This is a genomic window from Staphylococcus sp. B1(2026) (genome assembly GCF_058895785.1).
Window position 1 is genome coordinate 41,697 of record NZ_JBZXTS010000003.1, and the last position, 14,126, is coordinate 55,822.

Consider the following 14,126-nt stretch of genomic DNA (forward strand, 5'->3'; position numbering starts at 1 on the left):
TTGATAAGATCAATGCGTCAATTCTCATCTATTTTAACATAATTAAAACGCATATGACAATTGCAATGTATTTTAGCCCTCATCTAAGAAATCAAAGGGTGTTATATCGCCCATATTAATCATCGGATCAATAAGATGCATATTATTAAGCGTTAAATTATCTGGTTGTTGGTATGTTTTCACCGTGTCTTGATGATTTGTCATTAAATAATTAATCAATTGCGTTGCACGTTCTATATTATCAACATTAACAATACCTTGTTCAAAAGCTCTAATATCACCACATAAAACTAATGATTTTTTAGCTCGAGTAATAGCTGTATATAGAATATTTTTTCTTAACATACGATAATGACTTTTTGAAATAGGTAAAATAACAATAGGAAACTCTGACCCTTGTGATTTATGTATCGAACAACAATAAGCATGATTAATTTCTATTAACTCTTGTTTGCTATAGACAACTTCATTACCTTCATAATCTACATAAATTAAATCTTTTTTATCTGTATTTTCTTTCGCATAACTAATCGCAATAATTTCACCGATATCACCATTAAATACATTATCTTCCGGACGATTAACTAATTGTAATACTTTATCCCCAATAAAATATTTTTTATCCATAAATTCAATTGTTTTTTTGGCATCAGGATTTAATATTTTTTGCAATTCTTGATTTAAAAAATCAATACCTGCTGGCCCTTTATACATTGGCGCCAACACTTGAATATCTTGTTTATCATAACCTTTATTAATCGCACTGCTTACTACTTGACTAATAACTAGTGGAATTTGTTGATTATCACAAGGAATAAATACTCTATCTGATTGTTTAGTTAACATATCAATAGACTGATGATGTTTGATTTGATTGGCCAACTGAACTATTGAAGAACCTTCTGCTTGTCTAAAAACAGTATCTAATTCAACAGTCGGTATACGTTCACTCATAATCATATCTTTTAAAATTTGACCTGGTCCAACAGAAGGTAATTGATCTTTATCTCCAACAAAAATAATTTGTGTCGTAATCGGCACGATCTTCAATAAATGATTCATTAACCAACAATCAACCATAGAAGTTTCATCAATAATAATTAAATCAGCTTCTATGTCAATCTCTGTATTAACTTCTTCTAAACCAAGACCTAACCCTATCATGCGATGAATAGTCGTAGCTTGCATATTCGTTGTTTCACTTAAACGTTTAGCTGCGCGACCTGTCGGCGCCGCCAACAAAATAGGAAAAATATCTTGTTTATGATAGTCTTGATAGTTGAGTGATACATCATGTATTTTAGCATACATTTCTAGAATACCTTTGACGACCGTCGTTTTACCCGTACCCGGTCCACCCGTTAAAATCATAATAGGATTTTCTATCGCCATTTTAATAGCTTCTTGTTGTTTCGCAGCATAATTAACAGATAATTGTTCTTCAATTTCACCTAGATTTAATAAAAAATCTGATTGTTCAATCGTTGGTAGATGATCTTGAGTTAGTCTTTTTACAATATTTTCTGCAACATTCAATTCAGCATAATACAAACTAGGTATAAAATAATTATCATCTACACAAATTAATTTATCTTGTAATACTAAATTATCTAATTGTTCTTCGACAAATGATTCTTGTAAAGATTGATGCAGATTTTTATTAATAAGTGATAATACAATGGATTGTAAATTTATTTTGTTCATATACGTATGACCTTCACTATTACAATACATATTGATAATATATAAAATAGCTGCTTGCACACGATACGGCGAATCTTCAGACATCCCTAATTGCATGGCTAATTGATCAGCTCTTTGGAAACCAATACCTTCAACATCTTCAATTAATCTATAAGGATTCTCTTCTATTTTTTCTAATGTTTGCTCTTTATATAATTGGTAAACTCTCATTGCTACTTTAGGACCTAATTCCCATTCAGCTAATTTTACCATAACTTGCTCTAAAGCTTGATTTTGTCTAATTAAATGATAGATATCATCTTTTTTCTTCGTAGATAATTTTGGTACTTTATCTAATGCTTGACGATCAGCGGCAATTAATTTCAAAGCATTTACACCTAAAGTATCAACGATACTTTGTGCAATTTTTTTACCTATACCTTTAAATAAATGACTGGATAAATACTGAACGATACCATCTTCTGTTTTAGGTAGAATCTTTTCAAAACTCTCGACTGCCAACTGCACACCATATTTAGGATGTGTTTTAATCATACCACGAAAAACATAATGACTATCCTCATCTAACTCTGGAAGGTAGCCTGTAATCGTAATTGTCGAATCTTCGAAATGTTCGCTTGGTTCATCCAAATGCACTTTAATAATAGAATACATATTATCTGCATTTCTAAACACCGTGTAGCCAATTTCTGCTTCAATTGAGATTTGGTTAAATAAATTATTTTCCACCTTTAGCCTCCCTTTTTTTACTATTATATAATAAAAAGAACGAGATGCCAAAGCTAAGCTTGACTCTCGTTTTTCATTATTGTAAAGCAAATAATATCTCACCTTGACAAGCAAGTTGTTCTCCTACTTTAGCCTCAACTTTTGCTACTCCAATAGAAGCTTTTTGTCTTATCATTGTTACTGTCAATGTTAAAACATCCCCTGGTATCACTTGTTTTTTAAATCTCACTTTATTAATACCTGCAAATAAAGCTAATTTTCCTTTATTTTCAGATTGTGATAGTAAATAAACAGCCCCTGTTTGTGCTAATGCCTCAACAATCAAGACCCCAGGCATCACTGGATAATTAGGGAAATGACCTTGAAAGAAATATTCATTAGCAGTCACACATTTAGTCCCAATAATTGTTTGATTCGTTTCATTAATTTCTTCAATGCGGTCAATCAATAAAAACGGATATCTATGCGGTAAAATTTCTTCTATTTGCACTTTATTATATAACATTACTATTGCCACCTTTTAAATATAATTGAAGCATTATGCCCACCAAAACCTAATGAATTTGATAAAGCATAATTCATATTCGTTACTTCTCTTCCTTGATTAGCTACATAATCTAAATCACAGCCTTCGTCAACACAATCTAAATTAATCGTTGGTGGCACAAACTGATCTGTTAAACTTTTAATAGTAATAATAGCTTCTAATGCACCACTAGCACCTAGCAAATGACCTGTCATAGATTTAGTTGAACTTACTGGTACATGATAACTCATATCTTGTAATGCAAGTTTTATTGCATTCGTTTCATATAAATCATTAAATGGTGTACTTGTTCCATGTGCATTAATATATCCTAATTTATCAGCAGTAATATTTGCTTGCGCCATGGCTTGTTTGATGGCATTAGCAGCTGCTACACCATCTTCTCTAGGTGTTGTCATATGATAAGCATCACAAGTTGCACCAAATCCTACTAATTCAGCATAAATGACTGCACCACGATTCACAGCATGTTCATATTCTTCTAAAACTAACATCCCTGAACCTTCACCCATAACAAAACCATCTCTATTTTTATTAAACGGAATAGAAGCGTAGTTAGGGTCTTGGCTTGAACTTAATGCAGTCATAGATTCAAAAGCACTAACAGCCATTTTATTTAATGCCGCTTCGCTACCACCCGCTAACATAATATCTGCTGCACCAACTTGAATTTCACGCATAGCCATACCAATGGCATGCGTACCAGAGGCACAAGCAGTAACAATTGTAGCTACATGACCTTGTGCATTTAAATCAATTGCTACATTACCTGAGGCCATATTTGATAATACTTTCGTTAAAAATGTTGGCATCATTTTACCATTTTTTTGATAATAGCGTTGCATTTGTTGTTCCCAAGTATCTGCACCACCGATACCACTCCCTAACATAATACCGAAGCGACTTGCATCAAATTCAACATCTGACAATTTTGCATCTTCAAATGCTTGTTTACTTGCTGCTAACGCATATTGAGAAAACAAATCAAAACGACGACTTTGTATCGCTGTCATATACTCTAATGGTTTAAAATCTTTAACAGCAGCCCCTACTTTTGTTTTCATGTCACTCGTATCGAATTTGTCAATTAAACTAATACCAGATTGACCTTGTGAAATATTTTGCCACATTGTTGAAACGTCATTCCCTACAGGACTAATTACACCTAAACCTGTTACAACTACTCTTTTCACAATATTACTTCCTTTCTCACTTTAAATATACATCCCACCATCAACTTTAATTACTTCTCCAGTAATATAAGATGAAAGAGAACTTGCTAAAAATAATACAACATTGGCTACTTCTTGCGGTTCACCTAAGCGTTTAGTCGGTAATTGACTTTGAATATGATTAGCCATCTCTTCAGATAATTGTGCCGTCATATCAGATTTAATAAATCCTGGTGCAATAGCATTCACCATAATATTTCTAGCACCGTATTCCTTAGCTAATGATTTAGTAAAACCAATTAAACCAGCTTTTGATGCAGCATAATTAGCTTGTCCTGCATTACCCATTAAACCAACAACTGAGGCAATATTAATAATTTTACCTTGTTTTTGTTTCATCATAATTGGTAGTACACTCTGTGACATATACATAGCACCGACTAAATTAACTTGTAATACTTGATGAATATTTTCTTCTGACATTCTTACAAATAAACCATCTTTAGTAATACCAGCATTATTTACTAATACATCTAATTGACCAAACTGATCAATAACTTTCTTAACAACTTCTTGGCACTGTGCTTTTTGAGATACATCCGCTTGTAACAATAATACATTAGCACCTTGTTGTGATAATCGATCAATTATTGGCAACATTGTTTGATATGATTTATCTGTATTCACAATAAATGCAACTTGCGCACCGTGATCTACAAGTGTCTGTGCAATAGATAAACCAATACCTCTTGAAGCACCTGTTACTAAAACGACTTTATTCTTTAACATGTTATGTCTCCTTCTATCAGTTGTTTTAAATCTTCTAAATTATTAATTGTTATAACTGCAGTATTTGGTGAAATTTGTTTAACAAACTTAGATAAAATTGTTCCTGGCCCAATTTCTATAAAGCGTTGATAACCATCATCAATCATTTGTTGAATCATTTGATAAAAATAAACAGGATAAGAAATTTGATTGGCTAATTGTTCACTAAAATTCGTATGAGCAGTATAAGCACGGGCAGTAACATTGCTATATACTGGATAATTTAATGTTTCAAAATTAATCTGTTCTAAATAACCTAAAAATTGATGACTTGCTTGTGATAGTAATGAGGTATGAAAAGGACCACTTACCTTCAATACAACACTTTTAATACGTTGTTGTCTTAAATAACTTTTAAAAAAGTCAATTGCATCAGTTGTTCCTGCGACAACTTGTTGTTTATCTGTATTATAATTAGCAATCATAATTTTACACTTTGGATATTGCGTCATAAAATCAGAAATAATTTGTTCTAATTGTGTTGCTTCTTGACCGATAACTGCTAACATTGCTGTTGCAATATCAGGCACTGATTCATGCATTAATTTGGCACGTTGTGTCACTAAAGTTAATCCTTGTTCAAAAGAGATAGCACCTGCTGCACATAAAGCACTATACTCACCTAAACTTAAACCAGCTGCACCACGAATATTTAATTTTGTTTGATCTACTGTAGCTAAAATAGCCATAGATACACCAAAAATAGCAGGTTGTGTATAACGTGTATCACTTAATTCTTCAATTGAACCTTCACAAATCAATTCGCGTAATTGTTGCGGTAATTTATTAAAGATATTCGCTGCTGCTTCATTATGTTTAATAATTTCTTGACCCATACCAATAAATTGTGCACCTTGACCTGGAAATAACAATGCTGTTTTCAACTTTACCTCCTAATTGTTTTATATTCAAAGTATAGTATTAAGGCAAAGGGATAGCTTTATTTAACTATAATAATTAAATAATCGTTATCCCTATCTCATTTATTATTTTAATGCATCAATTTTTGTTACTAAATCTGCAACTGTAATAATTTCACTTGCTGCTTCTTCTGGCACAGTGATGTTAAATTTATCTTCAATATCCATAATAATATCCATAACACCTAAAGAATCAACGCCTAAATCATCTTGTAATTTTGCACTTTCTACTACCGCTTCTGGTGAAACACCTAATTGCTCTATTAAAATTTCTTGTACTTGTTCAAATGTTGTCATTTTTATTTCTCCTTAAATTATAATTTTATATATCAATAACATTGATACCGTAATTTAAACCTGCACCAAAACCAATTAATAAATAAGTTTTCGGTTCAGCCTTTGTTGTACATGATAAATGTTTACTTAATGCAATTGGAATACTTGCTGCTGAAGTATTAGCAGATAAAGCAATATCATCAATCATTTTATCATTACTAATATTTAATTTATGTTGTACTGCTTGTATAATTCGTGTATTGGCTTGATGTGGCACAATATAATCAATATCGTCAAGCGATAATTTTAGATGTTCCAAAGTATCTTTAATTAATTTGACTAAAATTCTTACAGCAAATTTAAATACTTCTTGACCTTTCATTTCGATAAATCCAGATGCAGAGACAATATCATGAAAAGGTGATTGTGCTAATGTTGTATTTTTTAATACTAATGCTTGCTGCTCATCTATCATGTTACCTACTTTAGTATAACGTATACCTGTCGTTTCGTCATCTAAATTCATTTGATAAATCGTAGCTGCTGCACCATCACCAAAAAGAATTGCTGTACTTCTGTCTGAAAAATCTAAATATCTTGATTGTGTTTCTGTACCAATTACCATCACAGTACGATAGTGACTATGATATTGCATTAAAGCTGTCATCATTTCAATAGCATAAACATATCCTGAACAAGCTACATTGATATCAAAAGTAGGTGCCTGGTTCAACATGGATAAATTACGTTTTACAATTGACGCACAGTTAGGCATAATATCTTCTGAACTATATGTTGCAACGATAATTAAATCAATATCATTAGCTACCATATTACATTGTTGTAATGCTTTTTGAGCTGCAATAGTTGCTAGTTCTGCTGCTGATTGATTAGTAAAACAACGTTGTTCGATACCTGTCCTTTGTACGATCCAATCGTGATTGGTATCTATAATATTTGCAAATTGCTGATTAGTTACTGATACTTCGCCTAAATGATAGGCTGATGCTACGAGTTGAATTGACAATTTGATTCATCTCCTTTTTTATTATACCACTTTTACTTTGGAATGCAAACTGATTTTTATAATAAACCATATTTTCTAAATCTTTGTTGCCTTTGTTTTAAAATTACTTTTGGTGATTTCTTCATTTCATCTTTAAGTGTACGTTCTAATGCATCTGCTAATCTAATCGCCACACTTTTAAAATCTTTATTTTTTTCATAAAAAACTTTATCTACAATACCTAATTGTAATAATTCAGGTGCTGTTAATTTCATTAATTCAGCTGCTTCTTTAGCACGCGAACCATCTTTCCACAAAATTGTTGCAAAACCTTCTGGTGATAAAATAGAATAAATGGCATTTTCAAGCATCCATACTTGATTACTTACTGCCAAAGCTAAAGCACCGCCACTGCCGCCTTCCCCAATAATTACTGAAATAATAGGCACTTTAATCGCACACATTTCAAATAAATTATTAGCAATCGCTTGTCCTTGACCTCTAGCTTCAGCCTCTACCCCTGGATAAGCACCCGCTGTATCAATCAAAATAATAATAGGTCGATTAAATTTTTCAGCCTGTTTCATTAAACGTAGTGCCTTACGATAGCCTTCTGGCATAACCATACCAAAATTTCTATGAATTCTTTCAGCAGTGTCTCTTCCTTTTTCAATAGCAATAACTGTTACTTTTTGATGACCTAAATACCCTATACCACCAATAATTGCATGATCATCAGCAAAATATCTATCACCTTTTAATTCATAAAATTGATGAATTAATTGTTCAATATAATAAGTAGCTGTAGGTCTTTCTATCTCTCTAGCTAAAGTTACATAATCCCATACTTGTTTATTCATGATTTACTCTCTTTCGTGTAATATTAATAAATCGGCTAAAGTTGTTCTTAATTGTTTACGTTCAACGATTAAATCAATAAAACCATGTGCCATCAATTGCTCAGCTTGTTGAAAATCTTCTGGTAATTCTGTTTGCATCGTTTGTTCAATGACACGACGCCCAGCAAATCCAATCAAAGCCTTCGGTTCAGCAATAATAATATCACCTAACATCGCAAAACTCGCTGTCACACCACCAGTAGTCGGATCCGTTAAAACAGAAATGTACAATTGTCCCTCATCTGAATGTTTTTTTAATGCCATAGATACTTTAGCCATTTGCATCAATGAAAAAATACCTTCCTGCATTCTAGCACCACCGGACGCACAAAAAATAATAATGGATTGCTTGTGTAAGGTTGCATATTCAATTGCTTGTGTTAAACGTTCACCTACTTCACTACTTAAACTACCCATTAAAAAATGTGAATCCATAACACAGAGTACACAAGATTTTCCTTTAATAATTGCTGTACCACATACAACCGCTTCTTCTAATTGTAATTTATTCTGTAAAGATAAACGTTTTTCCTCGTATTGTGGAAATTCTAAAGGATTACACATTACTTTTGAAGCATCAAATTTCAAAGCTTTAAAACTACCAGCATCAACAAGTAATTGAATTCGATGTTTTGCATGCATTCTAAAATAATGATGACAATGTGGACAGCACCATTGTTGTTCCACTACCTCACGAGAATAAATTAATTGTTTACATTGCTCACATTGTTTATACAAACCATCAGGTAATACTACTTTCTCTACTTCCGTAGCTTGTATAAATTTTTTTCTTCTTTGTTTAGCTAAATCAAATAATTTCACAACTATTCACTTCTTTCTTTAATAAATGTATTAATAAAGTTGGTTGTATATTTTCCTGATGTAAAAACAGGATGATGTATTAAATCATATTGAAAATCAATATTTGTCGTTATTGGCATAATCAATAATTCTTCTAATGCTCTCACCATTTTCAGGCGTGCTTCTTCCCTTGTTTTACCATAAGCAATCACTTTGGCAATCATTGCATCATACAATGGTGAAATTTTATATCCTTGATAAACAGCACTATCAATTCTTATCCCTGGACCTCCTGGCACAATTAATTGCTTAATTAAACCTGGGCAAGGCGCAAAATGATGATCAGGATCTTCTGCATTAATACGACATTCAATTGCATGACCTTGTAAATGAACTTGTTGTTGCGTAAAAGATAAAGGATGATGATGCGCTACTTGAATCATTTCTTTAATAATATCTATTCCTGTAACCATTTCAGTAACAGGATGTTCAACTTGAATACGTGTATTCATTTCAATAAAATAAAAATTTTGATGTTTATCTACTAAAAATTCTACCGTACCTACACTATCATATTGACAATATTGCGCTAATTTAATCGCTGCTTCACCTAATTGTTGTCTTAACTCTTCACTAATAAAAGGTGAAGGACATTCTTCAATAATTTTTTGATAATTACGTTGCAACGAACATTCACGCTCACCTAAATGCACAATATGACCATGTTGATCAGCAATAATTTGCACTTCAATATGATGTGGTTCTACAATGAATTTTTCTAAATATAATCGTTCATCTCCAAAATTAGCCAACGCTTCTTGACTGGCAATGGCATAACTTGTTAATAATTGTTCATCATTATGTACAATACGCATACCTTTTCCACCACCACCACTGACCGCTTTCAACAATAAAGGATATCCTATATTTTGTGCTGTGGCTAATAATTGCTCATCATCATCAAACTGTTGAGAACTCCCCGGAACAATGGGAATATGACATTGTTCTGCAATTTCTCTTGCACGTGCTTTATCACCAAGTTGTTCTATCATACTTGCTTTAGGACCTATAAAAATCAAACCACATTCAGTCACGCGTTGAGCAAATTCAGCATTTTCTGATAAAAAACCAAATCCTGGATGAATGGCTGTCGATTGACTAGCAATTGCTGCACTAATAATATTAGTCATATTTAAATAACTATCTTTGGCTAATTTATCACCGACACAAATGGCTTGGTCTGCCAATTGCACATGTAAGGCTTGTTCTTCTCCTTTAGCAAAAATAGCCACAGTAGGAATTGCTAATTCTCTACACGCACGAATAATTCTTACCGCAATTTCTCCACGATTAGCTACTAAAATTTTCATGTTATCACCCTTCTGTTGTCAATTCTACAATCACTTGATCAAATTCTATAATGTCACCATTATTCACATGAATCGCAGTCACGATACCATCATCTGTCGCTGTAATATGATTCATAATTTTCATAGCTTCTACAATTGCTAAAATTTGTCCTTTTTGTACACGATCACCTATTTTAACAAATGGTGCCTCACCAGGTGCTTTAGCTTCATAATAAACACCGACTAATGGCGATTTTATTTTTATTGTCTCTGTTTCCATTTTTTCATCACTAATTTCTAGTTGACTGTCTGTTGTAACTATTTCATTTATATTTGTTGTTGAACTATTATTCTGTCTTTTTAACTTTATTGTTAAATCTTTTGTTGTCACTTCCATTTCAGAAGCACTTGATTTTTCATACAATGCCATAATTTGTTGTAGTAATTGTTTTGTCATAATAACCTCACTTTAAATATTTGGAAATTCAAACTATTAATTTTAATTAATATGTTATATAATTTAATATATAAAGTCAAATACTTTTATACTCAAAACATATTTTTTTATTAAAGGAGTCGTAATATATGGTTAAAATTAATCCCATTGTTAAAATGAATATCGCACTAACAACACACCCTGTAGGTCTTGGACAACACATACAACAACAAATCAACTATGTTAAACAACAACCTACATTTCAAGGGCCAAAAAAAGTATTAATTATCGGAGGTTCTACAGGCTATGGATTAGCTTCACGTATAGCGCTAGCTTTCGGTAGTGATTCAGAAATCATATCAATCAGTCGCTCAAATGGCCCAAGTGGTAAACGTACTGGTACTGCAGGTTATTGGAATAATTTATGGTTTGAAAATTTTTCTAAAACAGAAGGAAAAACAACTTATCAACTAAGTGGTGATGCTTTTTCACCAGAATTTAAAACACAAGCACTTCAATTTATTAAAGACACTTTAGGCCAAATTGATTTAGTTATTTATTCATTGGCTTCCCCTAAACGCCAAGATCCAATCACAAAAGAAATTTACACTTCAGCACTTAAACCAATTGGCCAAGCATTTACAGGCAAAACAGTACGTATTTTAACTGGTGAAATTGCAGAACAAACTATTGAACCAGCTACACCTCAAGAAATTGAACATACTGTTAAGGTGATGGGTGGTGAAGATTGGCAACTATGGATCAATCATCTATTAGAGCAGCAATTACTTGCACCAAATGCACAAACATTAGCTTATACTTATATTGGGGCACAAAGTACAGAACAAATTTATCGTCACGGTACTATCGGTCGTGCTAAAACACATTTAGAACAAACTGCAGATCACTTAAATCAACTACTATCTAATCAATTAGGTGGTAGCGCAGCAACTGTTGTTTGTAAAGCTGTAATGACTAAAGCTAGCGCAGTGATTCCTAATTTCCCATTATATGCCGCAGCTCTAAAAAAAGTAATGACCCAAGCAGGCACAGAAGAATTACCAATTGAACATATGTATCATTTCTTTGCACAACTAGCCCAATCACCTACAACAGATTTAGATAATGATTTGCGTTATCGTATTGATAAATATGAACTTGCACCACAAATCCAACAACAAGTTCAACAAATTTTAGATCAAATTACCGAAGAAAATTTACATGAATTGACTGACTTTAAAGGTATTCAACAAGATTTCATGCAATTAAATGGTTTTGCCTTAGATGACGTTGATTATCAAAAAGAAATCGATATTGATGCTTTAATTGAACAATTAAAACAATAAAATAGTTGGTTTCATCCAATTTATATTGTAAAATAAATCTATCAATTCTAGTGAAATAGAGGTAGCTTTAATGAAAGGTATGTACAAACCTAATGAACATGTCACAATAACTTGGGAAACAAGAAAACCTAAATTATATGAATTCGTCATTTTAATAGGTGTTATCTGTGCTATCATTTATTATTTTTGGGGATAATACAAACGGCTTAATACTAACAGGTAAAGTCCTTAGCATTAAGCCGTTTTTTATATATCAGAAAAAATAACAAGCTACAACAACTACATTAAAAATTAATAATGTCTTTTTAAAATGATCTACATTTTACACTGCTATTTAATGATCATTTGCTATATCGTAAATGATTTTACCATCTTCTACTTGAAGAATAACACGTTCATCTTCTGATAATGGGTTTAATACTTCAAACGAATAACCCGAACCAAAATTTTCATTAACTTGATTACTTATTTTAACAACATTATCAGTAATAGTTTGCCATGCCTCTTTTGCTCCATCTTGTTTAGTTGCTATACCAAGTAGCACATTGTTTACATCTCCGTTTGTAGGTTTGATAACAAATGTCTTATTGCTTCATTATAATGAACCTCTTCAACATCCGACATATCTGTCACAAACTCATCTACAAATGTCTCAAAACTTAATTGTTTTACAGTTGCTTCTTTTTTATCTTCGATTTCATCAATTTTATTAGTTTCTTTTACTTTTGTTTCATGTTTAACGCCCTCATATTCATCATTCCTGCTGTTACAAGCTACTAAGACTAATGATAAACAACCTAAACCATGATATTTTTAAATTTCATAACAACACCTATCCTTTTATTTAATAGTTTGATTATACAGAATATTCTTTTTTAGTAAATAATTTATAATCAATTAATAGTGTCAATATTTTATTGGTGCCCATACTACTGCGCTACACTTGGTTCTTCTGTTAAAACATAACATTATCATCGCATATAAAACACTATAGCAATAAACTGTACAATAGCTGCCGCTAGAATAAATAAGTGCCAAATCATATGAAAATATGGTTTTTTTTGTGCGTAAAACCAGGCACCTATAGTATATAAAACACCACCTATAACCATTAATAATAAAAAGATAGCAGAAGTTTGTTTTATTAATTTAGGCATAATAAAAATAATTAACCACCCCATAATAATATATAAAGTTAAACTAAACTTTTCATTTACATGTGTTGCAAAGATTTTATATAAAATACCAAAAATAGTAATTCCCCATTGCAAGACAATAATTGTATAACCTAACCAGCCACCAATTACTGTCAGTGCAACAGGTGTATAACTTCCAGCAATCGCGATATAAATCATACTATGATCAATAATTCTTAAAATATATTTATGTGTTGAACCGTACGCCATCGTATGATAAATCGTTGATGATAGAAACATTAAAAATAAACTAATAATGAAAATAGAAATGCCTACTACTTGCGTTATATCGTAATAAATATAACTATATACCGCACAAATAGGTAATAAAACTAACATGGTAGTGGCACCTATGGCATGCGAGACAGCATTACCTACTTCTTCTCCGAAAGGTAGTTGAACTGTTTGCTTAAATGTTTTCATGATAACTCTCCTCATTAATTAATTCGTCTAACAATATTAAAGATTGACGATGTAAATAAACTGTGCGACAAGCATTATAAATTAATTGCTGATTTTTAGGTAATATGTCTGTAATTTCTTGATTATTAAAAATTAATTCAACAAAATCAACAAAATCATTATAGCTTTGTTCTGACCCATGTTGTGCTGAAATATGTTGCATCGCACTCGATATATCATGAATATTAAAAGCTGTTTTTAATAATGTAATAGAAATTAAATAAGCTAAATGTCGTTGATTATACTTTTTCTTAGTTGGTTTAGGAATTAAACCTTGTTTTACATAATTATTAATCATTGACGCAGTTAAAATAGTTTCCTGTTGTGGGAATAAAGGTGTTAATTGTTGATTAACAAAAATTAATACTTGATCTAAATATAATTCTAATGTTGGCAATGTTTGCCATTTTGGTAATTTAATCATAACCCTCCATTTTATAATCATTATATAATCT

General features: G+C 31.7%; 16 protein-coding genes. 2 read left to right on the plus strand and 14 right to left on the minus strand.

Annotated elements, in window-relative coordinates; genetic code table 11:
* Positions 1-72 precede the first annotated feature (72 nt).
* From recD2 to AC5EAH_RS01260, 11 genes are all read right to left on the minus strand, one after another.
* Complete coding sequence (gene recD2, locus AC5EAH_RS01210; protein WP_493492921.1) at positions 73-2,433, minus strand: SF1B family DNA helicase RecD2; 2,361 nt, start codon at positions 2,431-2,433, stop codon at positions 73-75.
* 76 nt (positions 2,434-2,509) lie between these two features.
* Positions 2,510-2,938: a 3-hydroxyacyl-ACP dehydratase FabZ gene (gene fabZ, locus AC5EAH_RS01215; protein WP_493492922.1), complete on the minus strand. Its 429-nt coding sequence runs from the start codon at positions 2,936-2,938 to the stop codon at positions 2,510-2,512.
* Positions 2,939-2,940: 2 nt separating this feature from the next.
* A complete protein-coding gene (gene fabF, locus AC5EAH_RS01220; protein WP_493492923.1) occupies positions 2,941-4,173 on the minus strand; it encodes a beta-ketoacyl-ACP synthase II in 1,233 nt (410 codons plus the stop codon).
* Between the two features lie 21 nt (positions 4,174-4,194).
* Positions 4,195-4,941 (minus strand): 3-oxoacyl-[acyl-carrier-protein] reductase, encoded by a 747-nt coding sequence (fabG, locus tag AC5EAH_RS01225; protein ID WP_493492924.1) that lies wholly within the window; start codon positions 4,939-4,941, stop codon positions 4,195-4,197.
* Complete coding sequence (locus AC5EAH_RS01230; protein ID WP_493492925.1) at positions 4,935-5,864, minus strand: ACP S-malonyltransferase; 930 nt, start codon at positions 5,862-5,864, stop codon at positions 4,935-4,937. Before AC5EAH_RS01230 ends, fabG begins: the two co-directional genes overlap by 7 nt.
* Before the next feature lie 102 nt (positions 5,865-5,966).
* On the minus strand, positions 5,967-6,197 hold the full coding sequence (locus AC5EAH_RS01235) for an acyl carrier protein (RefSeq protein ID WP_493492926.1): 231 nt from the start codon (positions 6,195-6,197) through the stop codon (positions 5,967-5,969).
* A 25-nt stretch (positions 6,198-6,222) separates the two neighbouring features.
* Positions 6,223-7,203 carry a 3-oxoacyl-ACP synthase III family protein gene (locus AC5EAH_RS01240; RefSeq protein ID WP_493492927.1) on the minus strand — a complete coding sequence of 327 codons (981 nt, stop codon included), beginning with the start codon at positions 7,201-7,203 and terminating at the stop codon, positions 6,223-6,225.
* Positions 7,204-7,259: 56 nt separating this feature from the next.
* The gene (locus AC5EAH_RS01245; RefSeq protein WP_493492928.1) at positions 7,260-8,042 is read right to left on the minus strand and encodes an acetyl-CoA carboxylase carboxyltransferase subunit alpha; all 783 of its coding nucleotides are present in this window, start codon (positions 8,040-8,042) and stop codon (positions 7,260-7,262) included.
* A gap of 3 nt (positions 8,043-8,045) precedes the next feature.
* On the minus strand, positions 8,046-8,903 hold the full coding sequence (gene accD, locus AC5EAH_RS01250; protein ID WP_493492929.1) for an acetyl-CoA carboxylase, carboxyltransferase subunit beta: 858 nt from the start codon (positions 8,901-8,903) through the stop codon (positions 8,046-8,048).
* Between the two features lie 2 nt (positions 8,904-8,905).
* On the minus strand, positions 8,906-10,252 hold the full coding sequence (gene accC / locus AC5EAH_RS01255; protein ID WP_493492930.1) for an acetyl-CoA carboxylase biotin carboxylase subunit: 1,347 nt from the start codon (positions 10,250-10,252) through the stop codon (positions 8,906-8,908).
* 4 nt (positions 10,253-10,256) lie between these two features.
* Positions 10,257-10,688: an acetyl-CoA carboxylase biotin carboxyl carrier protein gene (locus AC5EAH_RS01260; protein ID WP_493492931.1), complete on the minus strand. Its 432-nt coding sequence runs from the start codon at positions 10,686-10,688 to the stop codon at positions 10,257-10,259.
* Between the two features lie 128 nt (positions 10,689-10,816).
* Between AC5EAH_RS01260 and fabV the strand changes: the two genes are divergently transcribed.
* Together fabV and AC5EAH_RS01270 are read left to right on the plus strand one after the other, a co-directional pair.
* Positions 10,817-12,013 (plus strand): enoyl-ACP reductase FabV, encoded by a 1,197-nt coding sequence (fabV, locus tag AC5EAH_RS01265; RefSeq protein ID WP_493492932.1) that lies wholly within the window; start codon positions 10,817-10,819, stop codon positions 12,011-12,013.
* Positions 12,014-12,083: 70 nt separating this feature from the next.
* Positions 12,084-12,209, plus strand: a complete 126-nt coding sequence (locus AC5EAH_RS01270; RefSeq protein ID WP_493492933.1) for a hypothetical protein — start codon at positions 12,084-12,086, stop codon at positions 12,207-12,209.
* 138 nt (positions 12,210-12,347) lie between these two features.
* Here the strand turns inward: AC5EAH_RS01270 and AC5EAH_RS01275 are convergent, their stop codons facing one another.
* The 3 genes from AC5EAH_RS01275 to AC5EAH_RS01285 all read right to left on the minus strand — a co-directional run bounded on the left by AC5EAH_RS01275 (position 12,348) and on the right by AC5EAH_RS01285 (position 14,095).
* Positions 12,348-12,557 carry a hypothetical protein gene (locus AC5EAH_RS01275; protein WP_493492934.1) on the minus strand — a complete coding sequence of 70 codons (210 nt, stop codon included), beginning with the start codon at positions 12,555-12,557 and terminating at the stop codon, positions 12,348-12,350.
* A gap of 427 nt (positions 12,558-12,984) precedes the next feature.
* On the minus strand, positions 12,985-13,632 hold the full coding sequence (trhA, locus tag AC5EAH_RS01280; RefSeq protein WP_493492935.1) for a PAQR family membrane homeostasis protein TrhA: 648 nt from the start codon (positions 13,630-13,632) through the stop codon (positions 12,985-12,987).
* Positions 13,619-14,095 (minus strand): DUF1836 domain-containing protein, encoded by a 477-nt coding sequence (locus AC5EAH_RS01285; protein WP_493492936.1) that lies wholly within the window; start codon positions 14,093-14,095, stop codon positions 13,619-13,621. The genes trhA and AC5EAH_RS01285 overlap by 14 nt, the downstream gene beginning before the upstream one ends.
* Between the last annotated feature and the right edge of the window lie 31 nt (positions 14,096-14,126).

Excerpts from the sequence above, each read along its gene's own strand:
- AC5EAH_RS01260 (WP_493492931.1), bottom strand. The coding sequence starts at position 10,688 with ATGACAAAACAATTACTACAACAAATTATGGCATTGTATGAAAAATCA.
- fabZ (WP_493492922.1), bottom strand. The coding sequence starts at position 2,938 with ATGTTATATAATAAAGTGCAAATAGAAGAAATTTTACCGCATAGATAT.
- AC5EAH_RS01245 (WP_493492928.1), bottom strand. The coding sequence starts at position 8,042 with ATGAATAAACAAGTATGGGATTATGTAACTTTAGCTAGAGAGATAGAA.
- AC5EAH_RS01285 (WP_493492936.1), bottom strand. The coding sequence starts at position 14,095 with ATGATTAAATTACCAAAATGGCAAACATTGCCAACATTAGAATTATAT.
- accC (WP_493492930.1), bottom strand. The coding sequence starts at position 10,252 with ATGAAAATTTTAGTAGCTAATCGTGGAGAAATTGCGGTAAGAATTATT.
- fabV (WP_493492932.1), top strand. The coding sequence starts at position 10,817 with ATGGTTAAAATTAATCCCATTGTTAAAATGAATATCGCACTAACAACA.
- trhA (WP_493492935.1), bottom strand. The coding sequence starts at position 13,632 with ATGAAAACATTTAAGCAAACAGTTCAACTACCTTTCGGAGAAGAAGTA.
- AC5EAH_RS01270 (WP_493492933.1), top strand. The coding sequence starts at position 12,084 with ATGAAAGGTATGTACAAACCTAATGAACATGTCACAATAACTTGGGAA.
- fabG (WP_493492924.1), bottom strand. The coding sequence starts at position 4,941 with ATGTTAAAGAATAAAGTCGTTTTAGTAACAGGTGCTTCAAGAGGTATT.
- AC5EAH_RS01235 (WP_493492926.1), bottom strand. The coding sequence starts at position 6,197 with ATGACAACATTTGAACAAGTACAAGAAATTTTAATAGAGCAATTAGGT.